Annotated in this window: 22 protein-coding genes and 1 tRNA gene; 14 read left to right on the top strand and 9 right to left on the bottom strand. The window is 56.2% G+C overall.

Annotation, left to right across the window (positions count from 1 at the left end; all coding sequences use genetic code 11):
- Positions 1-424: 424 nt before the first annotated feature.
- A complete protein-coding gene (locus tag AB3175_RS06425) occupies positions 425-1,891 on the top strand; it encodes an anion permease (RefSeq protein ID WP_367360118.1) in 1,467 nt (488 codons plus the stop codon).
- Positions 1,892-2,143: 252 nt separating this feature from the next.
- Here AB3175_RS06425 and AB3175_RS06420 read toward each other — a convergent pair whose 3' ends face one another.
- Positions 2,144-2,701 (bottom strand): cysteine hydrolase family protein, encoded by a 558-nt coding sequence (locus AB3175_RS06420; protein WP_367360117.1) that lies wholly within the window; start codon positions 2,699-2,701, stop codon positions 2,144-2,146.
- A gap of 360 nt (positions 2,702-3,061) precedes the next feature.
- On the opposite strand from AB3175_RS06420, the gene AB3175_RS06415 reads away from it, so the two are divergent.
- Genes AB3175_RS06415 through AB3175_RS06400 form a run of 4 tightly spaced genes read left to right on the top strand, consistent with a single transcriptional unit; the run spans position 3,062 to position 5,124 of the window.
- The gene (locus tag AB3175_RS06415) at positions 3,062-3,424 is read left to right on the top strand and encodes a PilZ domain-containing protein (RefSeq protein WP_367360116.1); all 363 of its coding nucleotides are present in this window, start codon (positions 3,062-3,064) and stop codon (positions 3,422-3,424) included.
- 30 nt (positions 3,425-3,454) lie between these two features.
- The gene (locus tag AB3175_RS06410; protein WP_367360115.1) at positions 3,455-3,841 is read left to right on the top strand and encodes a Rid family detoxifying hydrolase; all 387 of its coding nucleotides are present in this window, start codon (positions 3,455-3,457) and stop codon (positions 3,839-3,841) included.
- On the top strand, positions 3,841-4,557 hold the full coding sequence (locus AB3175_RS06405; RefSeq protein ID WP_367360114.1) for a cytochrome c biogenesis protein CcdA: 717 nt from the start codon (positions 3,841-3,843) through the stop codon (positions 4,555-4,557). Before AB3175_RS06410 ends, AB3175_RS06405 begins: the two co-directional genes overlap by 1 nt.
- A gap of 33 nt (positions 4,558-4,590) precedes the next feature.
- A complete protein-coding gene (locus AB3175_RS06400; RefSeq protein WP_367360113.1) occupies positions 4,591-5,124 on the top strand; it encodes a TlpA family protein disulfide reductase in 534 nt (177 codons plus the stop codon).
- A gap of 62 nt (positions 5,125-5,186) precedes the next feature.
- On the opposite strand, the gene AB3175_RS06395 is transcribed toward AB3175_RS06400, so the two are convergent.
- On the bottom strand, positions 5,187-5,930 hold the full coding sequence (locus tag AB3175_RS06395; protein ID WP_367360112.1) for a DsbC family protein: 744 nt from the start codon (positions 5,928-5,930) through the stop codon (positions 5,187-5,189).
- Between the two features lie 142 nt (positions 5,931-6,072).
- Here AB3175_RS06395 and thiM point away from each other — a divergent pair, with 142 nt between their 5' ends.
- From thiM to AB3175_RS06380, 3 genes are read left to right on the top strand one after another with little or no spacing between them, the layout of a single operon-like run.
- Complete coding sequence (thiM, locus tag AB3175_RS06390; RefSeq protein WP_367360111.1) at positions 6,073-6,888, top strand: hydroxyethylthiazole kinase; 816 nt, start codon at positions 6,073-6,075, stop codon at positions 6,886-6,888.
- The gene (thiE, locus tag AB3175_RS06385) at positions 6,885-7,577 is read left to right on the top strand and encodes a thiamine phosphate synthase (RefSeq protein ID WP_367360110.1); all 693 of its coding nucleotides are present in this window, start codon (positions 6,885-6,887) and stop codon (positions 7,575-7,577) included. Before thiM ends, thiE begins: the two co-directional genes overlap by 4 nt.
- Before the next feature lie 25 nt (positions 7,578-7,602).
- On the top strand, positions 7,603-8,439 hold the full coding sequence (locus AB3175_RS06380) for a hypothetical protein (RefSeq protein ID WP_367360109.1): 837 nt from the start codon (positions 7,603-7,605) through the stop codon (positions 8,437-8,439).
- 18 nt (positions 8,440-8,457) lie between these two features.
- Here AB3175_RS06380 and AB3175_RS06375 read toward each other — a convergent pair whose 3' ends face one another.
- From AB3175_RS06375 to AB3175_RS06360, 4 genes are all read right to left on the bottom strand, one after another.
- On the bottom strand, positions 8,458-9,351 hold the full coding sequence (locus AB3175_RS06375) for a hypothetical protein (RefSeq protein ID WP_367360108.1): 894 nt from the start codon (positions 9,349-9,351) through the stop codon (positions 8,458-8,460).
- A gap of 251 nt (positions 9,352-9,602) precedes the next feature.
- Positions 9,603-10,397, bottom strand: coding sequence for a bifunctional demethylmenaquinone methyltransferase/2-methoxy-6-polyprenyl-1,4-benzoquinol methylase UbiE (gene ubiE, locus AB3175_RS06370; protein WP_367360107.1), 795 nt, complete (start codon positions 10,395-10,397; stop codon positions 9,603-9,605).
- Positions 10,398-10,743: 346 nt separating this feature from the next.
- Positions 10,744-11,574: a zinc metalloprotease HtpX gene (locus AB3175_RS06365; protein ID WP_367360106.1), complete on the bottom strand. Its 831-nt coding sequence runs from the start codon at positions 11,572-11,574 to the stop codon at positions 10,744-10,746.
- A 31-nt stretch (positions 11,575-11,605) separates the two neighbouring features.
- A complete protein-coding gene (locus AB3175_RS06360; protein WP_367360105.1) occupies positions 11,606-11,875 on the bottom strand; it encodes a PspC domain-containing protein in 270 nt (89 codons plus the stop codon).
- 314 nt (positions 11,876-12,189) lie between these two features.
- Here AB3175_RS06360 and rnhA point away from each other — a divergent pair, with 314 nt between their 5' ends.
- Positions 12,190-12,765, top strand: a complete 576-nt coding sequence (gene rnhA, locus AB3175_RS06355) for a ribonuclease HI (protein ID WP_367360104.1) — start codon at positions 12,190-12,192, stop codon at positions 12,763-12,765.
- A gap of 69 nt (positions 12,766-12,834) precedes the next feature.
- Here the strand turns inward: rnhA and AB3175_RS06350 are convergent, their stop codons facing one another.
- Both AB3175_RS06350 and mobB read right to left on the bottom strand, forming a co-directional pair.
- Positions 12,835-13,182 (bottom strand): hypothetical protein, encoded by a 348-nt coding sequence (locus AB3175_RS06350; protein ID WP_367360103.1) that lies wholly within the window; start codon positions 13,180-13,182, stop codon positions 12,835-12,837.
- Between the two features lie 48 nt (positions 13,183-13,230).
- The gene (mobB, locus tag AB3175_RS06345; protein WP_367360102.1) at positions 13,231-13,737 is read right to left on the bottom strand and encodes a molybdopterin-guanine dinucleotide biosynthesis protein B; all 507 of its coding nucleotides are present in this window, start codon (positions 13,735-13,737) and stop codon (positions 13,231-13,233) included.
- 257 nt (positions 13,738-13,994) lie between these two features.
- Here mobB and AB3175_RS06340 point away from each other — a divergent pair, with 257 nt between their 5' ends.
- Positions 13,995-14,825, top strand: a complete 831-nt coding sequence (locus AB3175_RS06340) for a formate dehydrogenase accessory protein FdhE (RefSeq protein ID WP_367360101.1) — start codon at positions 13,995-13,997, stop codon at positions 14,823-14,825.
- Positions 14,826-14,849: 24 nt separating this feature from the next.
- Positions 14,850-15,506 (top strand): endonuclease III, encoded by a 657-nt coding sequence (gene nth / locus AB3175_RS06335; RefSeq protein ID WP_367360100.1) that lies wholly within the window; start codon positions 14,850-14,852, stop codon positions 15,504-15,506.
- A 121-nt stretch (positions 15,507-15,627) separates the two neighbouring features.
- Here nth and polX read toward each other — a convergent pair whose 3' ends face one another.
- Positions 15,628-17,361 carry a DNA polymerase/3'-5' exonuclease PolX gene (polX, locus tag AB3175_RS06330; protein WP_367360099.1) on the bottom strand — a complete coding sequence of 578 codons (1,734 nt, stop codon included), beginning with the start codon at positions 17,359-17,361 and terminating at the stop codon, positions 15,628-15,630.
- A gap of 345 nt (positions 17,362-17,706) precedes the next feature.
- Here polX and secG point away from each other — a divergent pair, with 345 nt between their 5' ends.
- From secG to AB3175_RS06315, 3 genes are all read left to right on the top strand, one after another.
- Positions 17,707-18,081 (top strand): preprotein translocase subunit SecG, encoded by a 375-nt coding sequence (gene secG, locus AB3175_RS06325; protein ID WP_367360098.1) that lies wholly within the window; start codon positions 17,707-17,709, stop codon positions 18,079-18,081.
- A 150-nt stretch (positions 18,082-18,231) separates the two neighbouring features.
- Positions 18,232-18,318: transfer RNA gene (locus AB3175_RS06320), tRNA-Leu, on the top strand.
- Between the two features lie 423 nt (positions 18,319-18,741).
- Positions 18,742-19,497 carry an SDR family NAD(P)-dependent oxidoreductase gene (locus AB3175_RS06315; RefSeq protein ID WP_367360097.1) on the top strand — a complete coding sequence of 252 codons (756 nt, stop codon included), beginning with the start codon at positions 18,742-18,744 and terminating at the stop codon, positions 19,495-19,497.
- Positions 19,498-19,690: the final 193 nt, after the last annotated feature.

Below are 19,690 nucleotides of genomic sequence, written 5' to 3'. Positions count from 1 at the left end.
CCCCCACCGGCAAAAGCGCCCGGACATGGGTGCTTTTGCCTCAATCGTGTTCTGTCCGCCGGTTCAGGGCGCTCGGGCGGTGGTTCCGGATCGGCCTTCCATCATCGTACATCCTGAAGGAGATGGCTTTGAAATCAGGGGGCATTTCTCGGCGGCTTCCTCGCCGAAGGTAAGGCAGTTGCTGGTGCGGAGAACGTTCAGATTCCGGGATACAAACTGATCGAAGAGTTAAAAAGAGCTGGAGTTATATCCTGGATTGTACTATAGGTTGAGTTATATTATAGCTAGAGTGTAGAATTCGGAGTCTTTTCCGAATGTCGGTGCTTTGCTCTAGACTCCTGTTTTTTTTTGAGGAAGGAGGTGAGGAAGGATAGTAATGCAAGGCTAGACGTTTAAATCACGCTTTTTAAAAAAAGGAGGAGATATGCTGAGTGATCGCAAAATGTTAGGAGTTCTTGCAGTTGCTGTGCTTGGTATTTTGATTGCTTTGGCGCAGCCCTTTGCTCCGGGGTTGTCGCCGTTGGGACATTATGTCATGGGGACTGTCATTGCCGGCCTGGGAATGTGGATCTTCCGTCCCGGCGCACTGCCCTTCATGTCGGGTACCGCCATCATTCTTGGTATTACCCTTGCTCTCTTTTTTGCCTTCAAAGCGACCCTGGTGTTTCCGGGCAAAGTTCCTTTCAAGGCACCGCCGCAAATCTACGGGGTCGTCATGGGCGGCTTTACTTCATCAGCCGTCTGGGTCCTGATTCCTGCACTATATTTTGGTTTTGTTCTGCAAAAAACGGGTCTGGGCAAGCGCATTGCCTATCTGGTTCTTAAGACGTTTCCGGCAACCTGGCTTGGCCTGGCGATCAGCTGGCTCGTGATCGGCGTTGCGCTGTCCGCCTTGACCCCTTCCATCACCGTCCGTGTGGCCATTGTCGTTCCCATCGCCATCGGAATTGTGGAAGCCTGTAAACTGGAATACCGCTCCAAGGGTTCGGCCTATATCTGTCTGCTGGCCTGGGGCATGGCCCTCTTCCCCGGGACCGGATGGTTGACCGGCTCCCTCTCGGGACCGATCATGCAGGGGTTCTTTCCCCCGGAAATCAAACACCTGTGCAATTTTGACGACTGGTTCAAGATCCTGGCCCTGCCCTGGTTCGTAGTGACCATTGTCTACGTCGTCCTGGCTTACATTCTGGCCAGGCCGAAAGAGGCCATTGCCATCAGCTCCGACATGTTCAAGGAGGAATACAAGAAACTCGGTCCCATGTCCAAGGATGAAATCATCTCCGTGATCATCCTTGTCGGTTCGCTGTTGATGTTCTTCACGGAAAAGCAGCATGGGATTCCCACGGCGGCCACCGCCCTGTTCGCCCTGTTCCTCTTCGTCATGTTCCGCATCATCACCGGTCCGGAGATCAGCAGCGGCATCAACTGGGACGTGGTCTGCTTCTTCGGCATCGCCGTAGCGCTGCCCCCCATCTTTGCGGTTTCCGGAATCTCCGCCTGGTTCGGTCCCCTGATCAAGGGGCCCATCATGGCCATGGCAGGATCTCCCATGCTGTTCATGCTGGTCATCACCGCGGGGCTCCTGCTCATCCGCTTCATTGACGTTCCCTGGGGCTTCACCACCGCCGCGTTGACCATCATCATGCTGATCCCGCTCTTCAACGACTTCGGGTATCATCCCCTGGCGGTGACCATGGCCTATCTGATCGCCATTAACTTCTTCCTCCTGTCCTACCAGCAGCCCTTTATTCTGATGGGTGAAGGAATGATTCAAGGCAGGGGCTGGGCGCCGGCCCATGTGACCCTCTTCGGTCTGATCTACATTGCGGCGGCCTTCATCTCCCTGCTGGTGGCCGTGCCTTACTGGAAGATGTTGGGGGTTATCCGTTAACGAATTGAATTCATAGCATAGCAGGGAAATTGACCCCGGACAGGCATCCGTTCCTGTCCGGGGTTTTTTCCCTCTCGTCACATATCCGGAAGCATGCCGGAGATGACCGCCTTTGCTTCTTTCTCGATGTTGCTCCCAGATTTCATGACGAGTTCGGGGCGCCAAGGCGGAGACGAGGCCGTAGCACGCAGACACATGGCGGGCGGCCTGCAACGCGGCCCGCGAAGATCGCGGCGGGATGGCGGACTGGAACTAGACGGTCTTCTGGAAATCGGCAAGGCTCATAACCCGGAGCAGGGGGTAAAGCGGGGTTTTTCTGAGAAGGTAGAGCACCCGGTCCCGGGTCTCCGGAAAGCGGGAGGCAACGCAGTCGTCAAGAACGATGACGTGAAAATCATGGCAGACGGCGTCATAGGCCGTACTGAGAACGCAGACCTCGGTGGAAACCCCTCCGATGACAACCGTGTCCACTCCCCGCTTCCTCAAGATGGCGGCGAGTTCCGTCTTGAAAAAAGCGCTGAAACGGGGCTTCTCCACGATCAGGTCACCATCTTCAGGCTTCAGTTCGCTGATGACCTTCGCTCCCGGCGTTCCCTGAATCGCATGGGGATTCATCCGGGACTGAAAGAGGAAGCAGTCCGGCGATAGCGCATCGTTGGAGTAAATGACGGGGATGGCTTTCTCCCGGGAGAACCGGATCAATTTCTGAAGATTGGGGATGATGTTGATGCCTTCTTCACCCATGGGAAGGGGACCATCCATCCGGATGAAGTCCTCCAGCATGTCGGAAACGATTAGCGCCTGCTTCATCTATTCACCGAAGAGGAATGGATTTTGCGGATTATTTCTCCTCCGTGGGCCCAATATTAGGGAAGCCCGGCATGGGTGTCAATGGTTTTTGTTCAGAAGGTTCGCAGCGGGGCCTGGCAGCGGTGGCGTCCGCCGCCAGGCTTCAGGCGCTAGTTCCCCTTGACCGGAGGAGCCGTTCATGCGATAAAAAACAAAAATGCAAATAACTTATTCCACTTCCAGGCGATAGGCTCTATGCGGGTCCACAGACCGGGGGTGCTTCGGGGGCCGAACAAAGACGCATGCCGGATCCCGATCAGGGGGTTTTTCCGTGCTGAGGAAACCCGGATCTTGAAGCGGAATGAAAGAACAGGAGATGCCATGGGAGAAAGGCAGTTTTCCCGGATTGCGTTTGACCGTCACGTCACCCTTAAAATCGGCGATTCCGCAAGTCCCGCAGAAATCGAGAATATCAGCCTCAAGGGTGCGTTGCTGAAAACGCGGTGTCCATTCAACCTTCAGGATGTCGTGATCCTTGAGCTCCGGTTGTCGGAAGAACCCGATCCCCGGATCCTGACGATTGAGGGAACCGTGGTCCGCTGTGAACGAAACAAGGCGGCAGTCCATTTCACCCGCATGGATCCGGATTCTTTTGTTCTCCTGAAAAACATCATGGCGTACAATCAGGGGGACGAGGCCATTGTCCGGGGCGAACTGGCCGATTATCTTTCCGGTAAGGGCTAACCGTTCATCAGGGAGGTGCTCAGAGGAAACATGGAGAAGAAATGGGTGAACACCAGGGAAGCCCCCCTGCCCGTCGGGCCCTATGCGCAGGCGGTGAAGGCGGGCGGATTCCTTTTCGTCTCCGGACAGATTCCGGTGGATGCTCGGACCGGCCAACTGTCGACGGGGCCTTTTGTCGAACAGGCCGGGAAGGCCCTTGACAATCTGGCTGCCGTCCTGAAGGCGGGCGGCGCCAGTCTGGACTCCGTCGTCAAGGTCACCGTCTATCTGTCCGATATGACAAACTTTAATGAATTCAACACGGTGTATATCACCTATTTCGAAAACTCCCGTCCCGCCAGATCCTGTGTTGCCGTCCGGGAACTGCCCAAGGGGGTGCTGGTGGAAATTGATGCCGTCGCCCTCTGCGAGGATTGATGATGGAGTCTTTCCTGGGCGGCCTGAGCGGCTACATGGCGGATTCCCTGTTTGCGGCTTACCTGGCCGCCTATCTTGGCGGAGTTCTCGTCAGTTTCACCCCCTGCGTCTACCCGGTCATGCCGGTTGTGATCGCCTACATCGGCGCTCAGGGCGCACAGTCCCGGGCCCGGGCGTTTTTTCTTTCCCTGGCCTATGTGCTGGGACTGGCCCTGACCTATGCGGTTCTCGGCGGCGTTTCCGCGTTGACGGGCCAGCTGTTTGGCCGATTCCAGAACAGCTTCCTGACGTCCTTTCTCGTGGCCAATGTCTGTATTTTCATGGGGTTGGCCATGCTGGATGTCTTTTCGATTTCCATCCGGATTCCAGGGTTTATGGCCCGGTCGGAAAAGGGCATCCTGAGCAGCGGCATTCTGGGCAGTCTCGTGATCGGCATTACCTCAGGCCTTCTGGTAGGCCCCTGTTCGGCGCCGGTCTTTTCCGTGCTGCTCGCTTATGTGGCTAGTAGGCAGAACGTCTTTTTCGGCATGAGCCTCCTGTTTGTTTTTGCCCTGGGCATGGGAACGCTGCTTCTTGCCGTCGGTTCCTTTGCCGGGCTGCTGACCGGCCTGCCCAAATCAGGCCTTTGGATGGTACGGATCAAACAGGGCTGTGGCTGGCTCCTTCTGGCCACGGGCGAATATTTCCTGATCAGGGCCGGCGGTGCGCTGGTTTAATTCTCACGAATGGATGCAGGAGCATTGAACACCATGAAACTTCTACGGATTCTTCCCGTTGTCGTCGGACTTTCCCTGGTGGTTTTCTCTCTGGTAAGCTGCCTGGAGCCTTCCGACCAGGGAGAAAAGGGATCGAAGCAAAGCCTGCCCCAAGTCGAAGGCATCGAAGCGCCGGATTTTGAACTCCCCGATCTGGAGGGGAAATCGTTCCGCCTGAGCCAACATCGAGGCAAACCCGTTCTCCTGATCTTCAGCACCACCTGGTGCGCCCATTGCCGTTCCGAAGTGCCTCACCTGCGGGAAATCGCCGCCAACTACGGCCCGCGAGGCCTGGAGGTGGTTCAAATCTTCATTCAGGAATCCCCGCAGAAGGTTTCATCCTTTGCCCGTCAATACCAGCTTTCTTACCGCGTCCTGCTGGATGAGCGGGGAGAGGTCGCTGATACTTACGGCGTTCGCGGGGTTCCCGATATGATCCTCCTGGATCGTAACGGTCGTCTTGTTTGCCGCCGCTGCCCGGATCTCGAAGCTTCCCTGAACGGCCTTTTCGCGAAGCAGCCGGATTAGCGGGAATGCAGGTGCCGGAAAGACGCGGTCTGCGGCTCCGGCCAACTGCCATTGAAGAGGATCTATTTGGATTTCAGGAGATTTTCTATCTCGGCGATGTTGGCGCCGAAAACCGCTGAATCCCCGATGAGAAAGAAAGGCGTGCCGGTCAATCCCAACCGGGTGGCAACCTCCTTGTGCTTCCTGAGGGTTTCCTCCGCCCGGCTGTCCCCGCAGCGCTGGAAGTTCATGCTGTCCAGCTTTCCTGTCATCGCTTCCTCGTAGGCTTTTCCCCAGTCTTTGGCACAGAAGACATAAAGCGCCTTCGCCTCGGCATCCTTGTGGAAGGGAAGGGGATAGAAGAAGATATGACGGGTCACATCCGTCCGTCCGGCAAAAAAGGCGGAGGCCTGGCGGCAGTAGGGACAATCCGGATCCGTGATTTCAATGACGCGATGCGGTCCCGTTCCGATCGTGATCGCCGAATCCAGGGGCAGGTTTTTCGCTTTGGCCGCAATCAGTTCCCGAATCTTCTCCCGGGTCAGATTTTTCCCCTCCTTCGTAACGATTTCCCCGAGCAGCAGGCAATCCGTTTCGGGAGCGTAATAGAGAATCTCATTGCCGACGATCACCTCGTAAACCCCCTTGATGGCCGTTTCCGAAATCCTTTCCGCCGGGATCTGGGGGTAACTTTTTTTAAAGGCTTCATTCGGCGATCTTTCCGCGGCCAAAGCCTGCCCTCCCGGCAGCGCGAGGATCGAAAGAGCGATGAAGAGGAAACCCCTGGTGAGGAATTTTGCCCCTCTATTTCTTCTGTAACATTCCATGAAGTTTTAAGATTCCTTTCTTTTCTTGAAGAAGAAACATTGATCGCCGCTGAAAGTCAAGGGGCAATTCCCCCTTGCAAGGGGCAGCGGCCGAAGATAAGATACTCCCGTCTTTTCAGCAGCAGGAAGGAGAAGGGAAGTCATGCCGATTACCCCTGAAAACACCTGGGAAGCGGTCTCGACCATTCGCGCTCAGGCCCCTTTGATCCACAATATCACGAATTATGTCGTGATGAACAGCACGGCCAACGCCCTGTTGGCCCTGGGCGCCTCGCCCGTCATGGCCCATGCCCGGGAGGAAGTGGAAGAGATGGTCAGCGCCGCGTCGGCCCTGGTGATCAACATAGGAACGCTCAGCCCGCCCTGGGTCGAGTCTATGACCAGCGCGGCACGGAAGGCCGCCGAGCGGCGGATTCCCATCGTGCTGGACCCGGTCGGAGCAGGGGCCACGTCATATCGGACCCGGACCGTCCGGAAGCTCCTGGATGCGGTTGCCCCGACGATCATCAGGGGCAATGCCTCTGAAATTCTGGCGTTGGCGGCCGCTGAAAAGGGGCGGACCAAAGGGGTTGACGCCACGGAACATTCAAGCCGCGCCGTCGAGGCCGCCCGCAGGATGAGCGAACGCTATGGGAGCACGATCTGCATCAGCGGAGAGACGGATTTCATTGTGAGCAGGCAGGTGCTTCTGGGGATCAAAAACGGCCATCCCCTGATGGCCCGGGTGACGGGGCTTGGGTGCACGGCCTCCGCCCTCTGCGGCGCCTTTGCAGCCGTGAACCCGTCCTTTGCCCTGGCTGCGGCGCAAGCCATGGCGATCATGGGCGTTGCCGGCGAAATGGCTGCGGAAATCTCCCCCGGCCCGGGAAGCCTGCAGCTTCACTTCCTGGACATCCTTTATCAGCTGACCGAGGAAGACCTTGTCCGTCGAATGCGAACCTCACCAGGAGCCGGATGATGGATCGACCTTTTTCCGCCCGGAGAAAAACCGATGGATTGTACCTTGTCACGGACCGCAGCCTGTGCGGCCGAAGAAGTGTCGAAGAGGTCGTTTCAATGGCCGTACAAGGCGGTGCGGCCTGGGTCCAGCTCCGGGAAAAGGATCTGGCCACCCGCCCCTTTGTTGAGGAGGCCAGACGCCTGAAAGCGCTCCTCTTCCCTCTCGGGGTTCCCCTGATCATCAACGACCGCCTTGATGTCGTCCTGGCCTCTGAAGCGGACGGAATCCATATAGGCCAGGAGGATATGCCCTATGAAACGGCCCGCCGGCTGCTGGGGCCCAAGGCCATCATCGGTCTCTCCGTGGAATCCTGGGAAGACGTGGTGCAGGCCCAATCCCTGGACGTCGATTATCTCGGCGTCAGTCCCGTTTTTGCCACACCCACCAAAATGGATACCAAAGCACCCTGGGGCTTGGAGGGCCTGACGCGGATCCGGTCGTTTTCCCGCCATTTCCTCGTTGCCATCGGTGGAATTTCCCACGAAAATGCCGGCGCGGTCATCCTGGCCGGGGCCGACCGGATCGCCGTGGTGTCGGCAATCTGTGCGGCATCGGATCCCTGCAGGGCCGCGAGGGATCTCTGCCGTGACATTGCTGAGGCGCAGGAAAAGGGGGATCTGTCTGGAGCGCAGCGGGAGCGCTCTTAGCTTTTTTGAGCAGGGTCAGAATCGCATGAAACCGCACAAGCTGATTCTTTTGGACTATTCGGGGACGCTGAGCCTTCAGGCCGTTCTGTTCGGCCGGGGGGATTCTCTCCAGTCGGCGCTGGACCAGAGCGGCCTCGCCTTCCTGGGCATCACGCCTTCCCGGCTCTGGGAGAAGATCGTCCATCCGACCTGGGAGGAAGGCAGTACGACCCCGGTGGGCTACCGACAGATTCTTCTGAGGTGCCTTCTTCATGATGCCGGGGGGGCGTCTTCCAGCGCCGGATCAGGGTTCGTTCCCGATTTGGGGAGGGCTGCGCAGGCCTTCGTGGATTCCTATCTCGCGGCATCCCGCATGGAGGACCCGTGGCGCCCCCTCCTCAGGAAGCTTGCGGATCAGCCGGGACTCTGCACGGTCATTGCAACGGATCATTACGCGGAAGCCACGCCGGCGATCCTGAGGTATCTTGCGGACTGGGAAATTCCCGCCGTTTCCGCGAAGGAAGCCTTCGGCCCGGAGCCGCCCGCCGCGCTCATCGTGGCCAATTCCGCGGATCTGGGGGCGCACAAAGACTCGCCGTGCTTCTGGCAGTCGTTGAAGTCCGGGCTTGGGCTGCACGCATTGAAAGATATTCTGCTCATTGATGATTTTGGCTTGAATGAACACAGCGGTGATGCCTACGGTGACAGGAACCGGGTGGAACGGCGGCAGGAAGAGACAGCCCGTCTTCTCCGGGAGATTTTTTCCGTCGAGGCCCGCATTTTCCGCTTTTTTCTGGAACGTGGGAAGGGGCTACCCGATTACGAACAGCTCATGCGCCGGGTGGAATGTCTGGTGGAGCAATTTCTGGAGGGAACCGGCTGAAAAAAAATTATTTTTTCTTCAGAAAATCCAAAGCAATCCGGAGGGTTCATCATAAAAGGTCATATGGGCCAGGAAACCGGATGCCAGGGCGGGAGGCGCTCTTTTCACCCGAGGCTCTTCTTCGGGTGACATGGAAAGGGTGCAACAGTCCTTTCCGGATTCAGCAGGAGCCCTGACGGCAACACCTGCGTCTCTGCCAGGCTCCGCCTTGGCGAGTCCTCCAGGCGGAACAGGTTCTCCTGGCACCGGTTTTTCTCGATGCGACCCATCACCTGGAACACGTGCGGCCGATTGGGCCGCTGACTGCGCTATGACGGCATGGCGTAGGTTGCCGTAAAGATCCATGCCGAAGGTCAACCCCCTTTTTCCGGCAATCCGGGCGTCCGAGCTCAGAACCGTCTCAATCTTCGGCGATTTCTTCTTTACGCAGAGATGCACCTCGGCTGTCAGATAATCGTATTCCCTGCTGTCGTTCGGAGGTCCGCAAAAACAATCTTCCCGTGTATGATTGATCAGCGTCTTGAACGCGTGGCAGAAAATCAGCGGCTCGATAAAAAACAGATTTGCGGAAAGGGACTGAAGGCCCGAATCCTCCCAGAGCTCGTAGAGCGTCTGTCTTTCCTGGATTCGCCGCCCGTGGCTTGCCAGCATGATCCTCGGTTCCAAAGGAAGAGAGCAATAGCCGGAAGAAGATCGGCTGGACAACACATTCTCCTCGCTCCAGCTTATGATCTCCCCCAGATCGGGGCGGACATAGGGATTTTCCACTTCCACCAGATCGGGCCCGAAGAGGAGCAGAGAGTCGCTGAATTCACGCACAGCACTGCGCAGGGTGCATTTGCCTGTTTTCCATGCGCCTTTCCGAAAACAGGCAACCTTCCAGACAACCTCAAAGAAATAAATAGCCGGCACGATCGTCTCACACTGTCGAATCAGGAGATATGGACAAGATATTTCCGCTCGAGAGGCAACATGTCATCCTTTACCTGAACCGTTTTCCCGAACCTTCGCTGCCTGCGCCTCTATCGCTGCTTTCCGGAGAACAGATCATTCTTTACCTCTTTTTTCAAGAAAAAAATCCCCGGTGTTCCTGCCGGAAGGAAAAGATTCACATTCCCGCCGGCTCACCGGACCGTCACAATGAGCCCCTGTCCGAATTCTTTTCAGGAAAATGGCCGGGTTGCTTTTCGGGGGGGCAAGGAGCAATCGGGCTTCGTGCCGACATAAAGCCGTGTGATGCCCAATGTCAGAGGATAGTGACGTACATTGGAAAAGCCGGCGTCGCGAATCATCCCCGCGAATCGTTCCGGGGCTGGGAACTGGATGATGGAATCGGCAAGATAAAGATAGGCCGCCGGGTTTCGGGTGAAACACCGGGCCATGCGGGGCAGGATCCGGCGGAGATAGAAGCTGCACAAAAGCTGCAAAACCTTCTGCTGCGGGAGCTGCATCTCCAGTATGGCCACCTGGCCGCCTTCAATGAGAACCCGGGAAAACTCCCGGAGCGCTCCCGGACGGTCTGGAATGTTGCGGATCCCGAAGGCTATTCCCACCACGTCAAAAGACCTGTCCGCAAAGGGAAGGGCCAGGGCGTCACCCTGGACGAAGGATACCCGGTTCCGGCATTCCTTCCGACGGGCGGTTTTCATTACTGCTTTTCCAAGCATTTCCAGGACAAAATCAACGCCGGTTACTTCAACATCCGGATAGCGGCTCGCCACCTCCAGGGCCAGATCCGCCGTGCCGGTGGCCACGTCCAGGTAACGACGGGTCCTGGGGAAATGCATCTTCCGGGCGGCAAAGCGCCGCCAGGCAACATCGCGCCGGAAACTGAGCAGGTGGTTGAGAAAATCGTACTTTCCCGTAACCGTCGCAAATATATCCTGAACGATGCGAATGTGGTCATCCGCTTTCAGGTTCTTGACCGGGGCGTAATCCCGCTTCAGGCGTTCTTTCAAAGATTGAGGTCCTTTTCGGAAGTTCTGGCGATCTTTCTGTGCTTTCAGTCGGGAATTGCCGCTGTAACCGTCCTCAGGCCATTCCGGAACCCGGAACCCGGAACCCTTTGCGGGGTTCCGGCCGCTTCAGCGTGGCTTTTCTATCACAGTTCAAGGCGGATCACAACAGGAGGTGTTCTCCCTGAATCCACCGGCCTCCCGACCGTTCGGTTTTTTCATCGATTATTTGAAGATGGTCCCGGCGGGCAGGTCCAAATCCGGCGGCGGTCATGGGAGGCTCCACGGGACCAAAAAAGCATGGGGCCGATCCCTACCTCCAAGGGATGCTTTGCTCTTTCATCAATCCCTATGCCTTCTGAGCCGCTTTCATCGCCAGCAGCCGCTCGATCCTTTTCTCGATCGGCGGATGGGTGCTGAAGAGGGTCCGAAGAAAATCTCCTGATAACGGATTCACGATGAACATGTGCGCCGTGGAGGGGTTCACATTCATCGGGTTGGCCCTCGAGGCTTCCGACAGCTTCCGAAGGGCGGAGGCCAGGGCTTCCGGCTTGCCGGTGATCCTCGCGCTGCCTGCGTCGGCGTCATATTCCCTGGACCGGGAGATCGCCATCTGAATGACCGTTGCCGCAACAGGTGCGATCACGGCCATGGCAATGGCGGGGATCATTCCCCCTCCCTCGTCATTGCCGAAAAAAACAGCCCACCGGGACAGAAGCACGACGGCGCTCGCCACCGTCGCGGCCATGGTGCTGATCAGGATATCCTTATGCTTGATGTGGGAAAGTTCATGGGCGAGGACGCCCTCAAGTTCATCCCGGTCGAGAATCTTCTGGATGCCGGACGTCACTGCGACGGCGGCATGATCTTCATTTCTTCCTGTTGCAAAGGCGTTGGGAACATCGTTGGAAACCACGTAAATCCGTGGCTTCGGAAGACCGGCCTTCGCGGCCAGGGCTTCCACTGAGTTGTGGAGGGCAGGGGCCTCCGCACGAGGTACTTCGCGGGCGGAATACATGCGAAGGACGATGCTGTCCGAATACCAGTAGCTGCCGAAGTTCATGAGCGCGGAAAGGACCAGGGCGATCACCACGCCCGTTCCCCGCGCGACAAAATAGCCGGCCAGCATGAGCAGCCCGGACAGGGAGGCCAGCAGGAGGATGACTTTGAGCGTGTTCATGGCATGTTACCTCGGGATTGTATCGCGCCGTTCAGCTTCCGGCGCCGTTTCTCCGGTTTTCGTCATTCCATTGTTGCGGGACATCCGATTCGCCCCCAAAGTTGTCGCCTTTGGGGACGAGAATCCACAGGAGAAGATACAACAGGAATCCAAATCCGCAGAAGAAGAACAGAAATGCAAACAGGAACCGCCAGCACCACGACGGAATGGGCGTATGCTCCCCCAGGCCTCCGCAGACTCCGCCGATCCATTTGTCCTTTCGTGATTTCTTAAAGCGTTGCAGCCAGTTCTTTTCCTCCATGTTGCAACCTCCAATGCCTCGAAATGTTCCATGAATCCGATTTTATGGCCGGCTTTTCGGCGTTTCGCCGTTTTTGCCCGATCCGCGTTCCTGCCGGGCCTCTTTGCTTCGTTCGAGCTGCCATCATATCCAATCATCCCAATGAGATACTAAAACCAGTAATTTTGTAAAGAACATTCTGAAAGCAAACCGCCCTGAAAAAGGACAGGCCCCTTCAGGGACTTCGGCAACGGGGCTTTCCCGATTTTCTTTTCTTGCAACCTTGCGTCCCGCTCTTGTATGATGCGTTCTTCTTTTGAGGCACAAGAAAGGTCGTGATGAAAAAAAGTCGGGAAAGAACAAACCTTGAAGATACGGCTGCGACGCCCCGAACCGGTGGCGGGGGGTCGACGTCGTCCGGCGCGGCGTCTTCCCAGAAGCAGGTAATCCTTTATACCGACGGCGCCTGTCTTGGAAATCCCGGGCCGGGCGGATATGGCGTTGTGCTTCTCTATGGGGAACGCAGAAAGGAGCTTTCCGGGGGCTACCGGTTGACCACGAACAACCGCATGGAAATTCTCGCGGCAATCAGAGGTCTGGAGGCCTTGAAGGTTCCCTGTTCGGTGACGCTTTACTCGGATTCCCAATATCTGGTGAATGGGATCACCAAGGGGTGGGCAAAACGCTGGCGGGCAAACGGCTGGAAGCGGAATTCAAGGGAAAAGGCGCTTAACGCCGATCTCTGGGAGCGGTTGCTGAATCTGTGTTCCCTTCACCGGGTCACCTTTGTCTGGGTGCGGGGCCATGCGGACATCAAAGAAAACGAACGTTGCGATATCCTTGCCAATGAAGCTGCCGGACAGGCCGACCTGGAAGAGGATCACGGGTATTTGCAGAAGGCGTCTTTCTGAAAGGCCGTGCCGCCGCAGCCCATGGAACAGCGGGGTGTCCTCTGCCGGACTTCGCACTACGGGGATCCTTCAAACGTCCTCCTTCTTTTTCTTTTTTTGCTCTTTGACCTGTGCCTTGAGCGCTTTTTTCCGGAGCTTGGCCTCGTCTGTTTCCGATGGAGGAACGGCATCCGCGAACGTTGCGACTTCCGGCTCTTTCTGCGCCATGGAAACGCGCTCCGGCGGCAGGGCCGGCTTCGGGGGCTCTTGGCCGCTGGCGGCCGAAGTCAGCTTCTCCGCTTCCAGGGCTTTTCTCGCCCGGATTTTCTCCAGGAGATATTTGGCGAAGGATTTTCCAAACTGGGCAATAAAACCGGTAATCAGGACAATCAGCACCCATTTCAGGATGCGCTGGACGTCAATATTCGAAATATCCATGGGCCACAGTAAAGATGATTCAGCAATCGTAAAAAGAGCCGTTTCTCTTCATTTCAAGACCGAGGCTTCAATGAGATCCGCCAGGCCCTGAATGTCGTTGATATCCAGGCAGGGCACCCCGATGTCAAGCGGTGTGTCGCTGGCCAGGGCAAGCAAATTGTCCTGCGGGCCGCAGAGAAGTTCCCGCTTGAGGGCAGCCCGGTATATCTCGATTTTCTGATGGGGGTTGCCTTTGAACCCTTCCGTCAGGATCAGGTCTACATCGTGGATATAGCGTTCCCGGAGGGCGTCGATGCTGAAATCTTCCTCCACGTCTTCAATCAGGGCCGCCTTCCGGGGGGTCGCAATGACCGTTGCCCGGGCGCCTGCCTGCCGGTGCCGCCAGCTGTCTTTTCCTTCGATGTCGATATCGAAGTCGTGCAGATGATGCTTGATGGTCGCCACCCGGTATCCCCGCCTGGCCAGTTCCGGAACCAGCTTCTCAATCAGGGTCGTTTTTCCCGTATTGGATTTGCCGACGATGGAAATCACAGGAATGAGGGTATGTGCTTTCATGCCTTCTCCTTGGGCCCTTTCCCGGCCGCCATGTTCAACGGATGAACCAAAGCAGAGCGAAGTTCCGAGCATCTTGATCCATCCAAACATGAACTGTCTGAAATTTATAGACGAAGGCAGATTGCATTTCAAGCAGTATATCTCCCTTTCCGGGGGATTAATAATTGCTTGCACTTTTGGCAGGAAGGATTATATACGTAGCAGGCGCTTGAATTGTAACCAAGGCGCAAGTCCAAGGACAGGAGGCCTGAAACTGCATGGCGAACATGCTGAATGCCCTAAAAACGATCGAGCAGTACAAATCCGACAGTCCGTATTACAGCGAACTGCTGGATATTCTCGCGGAGCTTCTCATCCTGCGGGAAGAGTATCACAAAACATCCGACAGGATGATCTTTCAGGTGGATGAGCACCTGATCCCCCAGAAGGTGGCGGGCGGATTGCCCCTGATTGATTTTATCTCGGGAGAATTTAATCTTTCCCTGCCCAGGGATTATTTTCTTAAGCTTCTGGATATTGCAAAAAAGCGTTCTCCGGAAAAAACAGAGGAAATGATCGAGCAGCTGCACAGCGGGGCTCTGGATTTTGAGAGGATGATCCGTCATACCTTCGACCCCCTTGCGGAAGGGGATTTTCCGGAAGAAAAAGATGATGATTTTTATGATCTTGTGGAGCTGTTCCTGGAAGAAAGCCTGAGACCTGAACTGGAAAAGATCGCCAGCCATTATGGTGACCGGATTTCCCAACTTAAATGGTCTGAAGGGTACTGCCCGATCTGCGGCAAAGAGCCGAAAATCGGCAAGATCAAGGCCGGCGACGGACGGCGTTATCTTTTCTGCAACCAGTGCGGCTTTGAGTGGCATTACCGGCGGGTGAAATGCCCCTTCTGCGGCAATGAAGAGCAGCACGCCCTCGCCTATTTTACGATTGAAGGGGATGAGCGCTACCGGGTAGATGTTTGTAACGTCTGCAAACGGTACATCAAGATGGTGGATCTGAGAGTGACGGAGCAGGAGGCCGATCTGGATGTCGAAGACATTGCCACCCTTCATCTGGACATGCTGGCCTACGAGGAGGGGTATAGTTAGTCCGCAGGATTCGGAGCCCGGTTCATGGACAGGAAAGAAATCGACCTCCTGGTTCACAGGCTTGAAGTCAGTGCCGGGGGAGCTGACTTTCCCATCGTCACCCAGCTGGCGGAAAGGCAGCACGATCCTTTCAAGATCCTGATTTCTACCGTGCTCAGTCTGAGGACGAAGGACGAGGTCACGGGTAAGGCCACCGAGAAGCTGTTCCGTCTGGCTTCAACGCCTGAGGGGATGATGAAGCTGAGTGAAGAGGAAATTCGCCAAGCCATCTATCCCGTCGGCTTTTACCGGAACAAGGCCCGGCAGATTCCGGAAATCTGCCGGGCTCTTGTGGAGCGCTTTTTCTCCCGGGTGCCCGACACCCTGGAGGATTTGCTTTCGTTGAAAGGGGTGGGGCGAAAAACCGCAAATCTCGTTCTTTCGCTGGGCTACGGACAAGAGGCCATCTGCGTCGACACACATGTGCACCGGATCTCCAACCGCCTCGGTCTGGTCAAGACAAAAACACCGGAGCAGACGGAATTCGCTCTCCAGGATACCCTTCCGCGATGCTACTGGTCACGCTACAACACCCTGCTGGTTTCCTTCGGCCAGCGTGTCTGCCGTCCGGTTTCTCCCCTCTGCAGCTCCTGCCTCCTTGGTGATCTCTGTCCCCGCATATCCGTTACCAGCCATCGATGATCTCCTGCCTGGGCGCCGCCGCCGGCTTTGCTGCTTAAAGGCCGTCATTCGGCTTCCTCGCGCGTTTTCCATGAACGGATAAGGGCTGTGTTCCATCCGAAACGCAAAATGGTCCGGCAGGCTACCGGGAGGTGTTCCCCTGTCTGAAATGAGCAAGCACCTCGTCAACCGATCGAGTGTTCAGGATGGAAGAGGGCCGGCACCAGCCGCGCCGGGCCATGCCGATTCCGAAGCGGATCAGCTCGAAATGCTCCGGGCGGTGCGCATCCGTATTGATTGCCAGCAGGACGCCCAGCTCCCGCGCCCGGTAGATGAAGTTGTCCTTAAGATCCAGGCGGTCGGGCATGGAATTGATCTCCAGGACCTTGCGATACTGAGCTGCGGCGGAAAAAACCGCCTCCAGATCCACTGCGATGGGCTCACGCTTTCCGATGAGGCGGCCCGTCGGGTGAGCCAGGATGTCCACATGGGGATTCTCCAGGGCCTTCAGGATCCTCCGGGTCATTTTCCCCTCGCTCTGGTTCAGGGATGAGTGGATCGATGCCACGACAACATCCAGCCCGGACAGGATCTCGTCCGGCAGATCCAGCCGTCCGTCGCTCATGATATTGACTTCAATCCCCGTAAGCAGCCGGATTCCCTCGATCTGCTGGTTGAGTTCGTGGATGGCCTGCTGCTGTTTCAGCAGCCGATCTTCATGCAATCCCCCGGCAATGCCCAATCCGCCGGAATGATCCGTAATGGCCAGATAGGCATACCCCGCTTCCTTCGCCGCCTGGGCCATGGATTCAAGGGATGCCGTTCCGTCGCTCCAATGGGTATGCACGTGGAGATCCCCCCTGATGTCTGAGCGTTCGACCAGTTCAGGAAGGGCATGGGTTGCCGCAAGTTCGATCTCCCCGTAATCTTCACGGATTTCCGGCGGGATGTACTGCATTCCCAGGCGCGCATAAAAGTCCTCTTCCGTTGCAAACGTTTCCAGCCTGCCCGTGGAGGCATCGGTAATTCCGTATTCGCTGAGTTTCAAGCCCCGTTTTTGATTCCTGGCCCTCAGGGCGATGTTGTGCTGACGGCTCCCCGTAAAATACTGCAGGAGCGATCCGAAGGCCTCATGCTCCACCATCCGGAGATCGGCCTGAAGCCCGTCGGCCAGAATGACGCTGGCCTTGGTGGGCCCCTGGCCGAGGACGTCTCGAACGGCGGGCAGGGACACAAAGGAGCGGATGACCTGTTCCGGGTAATCCGCCGTTCCCATCAGGTCGATGTCGCCGACGGTTTCCCGGAAGCGGCGAAGGCTTCCCGCTGCGACCAGATTCTTCACTCCCGGCAGGGGGCGGAGCATGGAGAGAACGTCTTCGACCAGGGGAAGGGCCCGCCCAAGGGGAATGCGCTGATCCTTGCGCCGCAAGGACTCGATCTGGTGCAGCAGATTGTCCGCCGTCCTGTCGCCCAGCCGAAAGAGGGAGGCCACCTTACCCTGCCGAATGGCTCGCTCCAATTCGTCCACGGAGGAGATCCCAAGCTCTGACGCCAGGCGAAAAGCGGTTTTCGGACCGATGCCCGGTATTTCCAGGAGTTCGGAGAGGCCTTCGGGAAGGGAGCCTCTCAGGGTTTCCCAGGCGGCCAGGCGTCCGGTGCGGACCAGCTCTTCCGCCTTGGCGGCAATCGCCTGGCCGATCCCCGGAAGGCTTTTCAAATCCTCTCCCGCCGCAAGCATGACGGCGAGTTCCCGGGGCAGATGTTCTATGACCTGGGCGGCTCGTCGATAAGCCCTTATCTTGAACGGGTTTTCTCCCTTGATTTCCAGAAAATTCGCCATGTGTTCGAAGATCCCGGCTATGTCGGTATTGTTCATGATGCCTCCTTTTGCCCGGATAGGTTCGCTGCGCATCGTCCCGTGAACAGGGCCCGGGAAGCACGGAACGCAGTGCTGCAGCCATAGTTATAATCCATAATGGAACCCTCGCAACAGAAGAAAATGAAGAAATATCCGGTTATCGGCGGGTATGAGATCTCGGTTTTCCTGGAGAGCACCGGCTTCAACGGGAGAAAAGAATCGCGGATTATAACGGCTGCCCTCCTGAAAAAGGATTGAATTCTTTTGACATCGGTGATATACGGCACTGCGTCGCTGTTTATGAACGCATGTCCTCTTGGTTCCGGCAGGAGGCTCAATAAAATTAAAAGAGGCGGAATTACTGTGCACATTCTGATTAATGTATTGCATATCATCTCCTGTTTTGTCCTTGTGATCGTCGTGCTTCTTCAGGCGGGAAAAGGCGCCAGTATGGGGGCGGCATTCGGCGGTTCCAGCCAGACCGTCTTCGGCAGCAGCGGGGCAGGGACCTTTCTCGGAAAAATGACGACCGCCGTAGCCGTCGTCTTCATGCTGACGTCGCTTTTCCTCTCCTATGCGTCGATCCATAAAGGCTCCTCGCTGATGGAAGGGGCTTCCAGGCCTGTAGCGGAAAGGCCGGCCGCACCTGCCGCACCGGCAGCACCCGCCACGGCGCCGGCACCGGCGCAGAACACAGCGCCTCCTGTCTCCACGCCTCAGTCACAGCCGGCGAAGTAGGGGGCCGTACCAAGAAAAATGGCCGGGAGACTCTTTTCGTATTGACAAATTCATGAGGGGTGGGGTAGCTTATCGATCGGCAGGAAAATGGGCCTGATCGAGATAGTTTGAAAAAGACCGTTTTTTGCCGTATCCGTATTCCGGAATATTGCCGAAGTGGTGGAATCTGGTAGACACGCTATCTTGAGGGGGTAGTGAGCCACGCTCGTCCGGGTTCAAGTCCCGGCTTCGGCACCATAAATCCAATATATCACTTCTGATACTGGGGATTTAGAGTGGGACTCTAAACCCCTTTATTGTTTGGAGTCTCTTTCGGAAACAGACCATAGAACGGGAGGAAGAAGGGTATTTCCCATTTGAATTGCAGAAAAAGCCCGCGAAAGAGAAGCGTTGAGCCCGTAGAATTGACTTGACAAAAGAGGATCAAGTTGTTATTGCAGCACACTGTAATAGTTCATGATTTTGCTCCCGAGGTGCAAGGAGATCTCCAGCCCTCAAAAAGTCGTGCCCTTTCTTAACATTCTGAAAGATGGTCAAAGCCGGATGAGTTTTTTGAAGTCTGAACATTGTGGACCGATCGTAACCTTCTTTAGATGATCAAGAGCAGAAAAAAATACTTCGAGTAACGAACATCAACAATAATAACAGGGGGATTTAGAAATGGGAAAGCTAGAAGGTAAGGTAGCGGTAGTAACCGGCGGCGGAAGAGGTGTGGGAAGAGCCATTTGTCTTGCCTATGCGGAAGAGGGCGCCGATGTTATCGTAAACTACGCCGGTAATCATGCCGCAGCCAATGAAGTGGTTGCTATGATTGAAAAGATGGGGCGTCGTGCCGTGGCCGTTCAGGGGCGTGTCGAAGTCAAGGACGAGGCGGTAAAGACCATCCAGGCCGCTGTCGATAATTTTGGAAGAATTGATGTCCTGGTGAATAACGCCGGTGCGACGAAGCCCGCAATGCTCCATAAGATGACGGAGGAGCAGTGGGATGCGGTCGTTAACATCCACATGAAAGGCCCCTTCCTCTGTGTGCAGGCGGCGGCAAAATATTTCATGGAGCAGAATTACGGCAAGATCATCAACGTCACTTCCGTTGCGGGACTGGTGGGAACGACGGGCCAGATTAACTACGCGGCTGCTAAAGGCGGCATCCTTTCCTTCACCATGTCAGCCGCGAGAGAGCTTGCAAGATTCAACGTCACGGCCAATGTGATCTCTCTGGGCATCGTGACAACGGACATGACCGAAAAAATCACAACTGATGAAAAATTGAAGGAAATTTACATGAGGCGCATTCTCCTCAATCGCTATGCGGAACCTTCAGAAGTGGCTCCCGCCTTTGTTTTCTTCGGCTGCGACGATTCCAGGTATATTACGGGACAGCTGCTGAGAGTCGACGGTGGTTACGGTATGACCTAAGCCGCTGCATGGGGATGAAAACGCTCTGCACGTGCGAAACAGCCTGATAGTGCCTATAAGACCCTCTGGAATAAGAAAACTATATTCAGAGGGTTTTATACTCATAGGGGCTGCCTTCAAGAATTTTGAAAGCGGTCATCCTGAAGGCTGGACGCGAGAGGAAGACAGGACAAAGCTGATGAATTGACCTCTT

Source organism: Syntrophus sp. (in: bacteria) (genome assembly GCF_040768185.1).
In the GTDB taxonomy this organism is placed as follows: Bacteria; Desulfobacterota; Syntrophia; order Syntrophales; family Syntrophaceae; genus Syntrophus; species Syntrophus buswellii.
Note: the sequence above shows the minus strand (reverse complement) of the source record. Positions and strands in the feature narration are given on the sequence as shown.

Excerpts from the sequence above, each read along its gene's own strand:
- AB3175_RS06425 (WP_367360118.1), top strand. The coding sequence starts at position 425 with ATGCTGAGTGATCGCAAAATGTTAGGAGTTCTTGCAGTTGCTGTGCTT.
- AB3175_RS06420 (WP_367360117.1), bottom strand. The coding sequence starts at position 2,701 with ATGAAGCAGGCGCTAATCGTTTCCGACATGCTGGAGGACTTCATCCGG.
- AB3175_RS06415 (WP_367360116.1), top strand. The coding sequence starts at position 3,062 with ATGGGAGAAAGGCAGTTTTCCCGGATTGCGTTTGACCGTCACGTCACC.
- AB3175_RS06410 (WP_367360115.1), top strand. The coding sequence starts at position 3,455 with ATGGAGAAGAAATGGGTGAACACCAGGGAAGCCCCCCTGCCCGTCGGG.
- AB3175_RS06405 (WP_367360114.1), top strand. The coding sequence starts at position 3,841 with ATGATGGAGTCTTTCCTGGGCGGCCTGAGCGGCTACATGGCGGATTCC.
- AB3175_RS06400 (WP_367360113.1), top strand. The coding sequence starts at position 4,591 with ATGAAACTTCTACGGATTCTTCCCGTTGTCGTCGGACTTTCCCTGGTG.
- AB3175_RS06395 (WP_367360112.1), bottom strand. The coding sequence starts at position 5,930 with ATGGAATGTTACAGAAGAAATAGAGGGGCAAAATTCCTCACCAGGGGT.
- thiM (WP_367360111.1), top strand. The coding sequence starts at position 6,073 with ATGCCGATTACCCCTGAAAACACCTGGGAAGCGGTCTCGACCATTCGC.
- thiE (WP_367360110.1), top strand. The coding sequence starts at position 6,885 with ATGATGGATCGACCTTTTTCCGCCCGGAGAAAAACCGATGGATTGTAC.
- AB3175_RS06380 (WP_367360109.1), top strand. The coding sequence starts at position 7,603 with ATGAAACCGCACAAGCTGATTCTTTTGGACTATTCGGGGACGCTGAGC.
- AB3175_RS06365 (WP_367360106.1), bottom strand. The coding sequence starts at position 11,574 with ATGAACACGCTCAAAGTCATCCTCCTGCTGGCCTCCCTGTCCGGGCTG.
- AB3175_RS06360 (WP_367360105.1), bottom strand. The coding sequence starts at position 11,875 with ATGGAGGAAAAGAACTGGCTGCAACGCTTTAAGAAATCACGAAAGGAC.
- AB3175_RS06350 (WP_367360103.1), bottom strand. The coding sequence starts at position 13,182 with ATGGATATTTCGAATATTGACGTCCAGCGCATCCTGAAATGGGTGCTG.
- mobB (WP_367360102.1), bottom strand. The coding sequence starts at position 13,737 with ATGAAAGCACATACCCTCATTCCTGTGATTTCCATCGTCGGCAAATCC.
- AB3175_RS06340 (WP_367360101.1), top strand. The coding sequence starts at position 13,995 with ATGGCGAACATGCTGAATGCCCTAAAAACGATCGAGCAGTACAAATCC.
- nth (WP_367360100.1), top strand. The coding sequence starts at position 14,850 with ATGGACAGGAAAGAAATCGACCTCCTGGTTCACAGGCTTGAAGTCAGT.
- polX (WP_367360099.1), bottom strand. The coding sequence starts at position 17,361 with ATGAACAATACCGACATAGCCGGGATCTTCGAACACATGGCGAATTTT.
- AB3175_RS06315 (WP_367360097.1), top strand. The coding sequence starts at position 18,742 with ATGGGAAAGCTAGAAGGTAAGGTAGCGGTAGTAACCGGCGGCGGAAGA.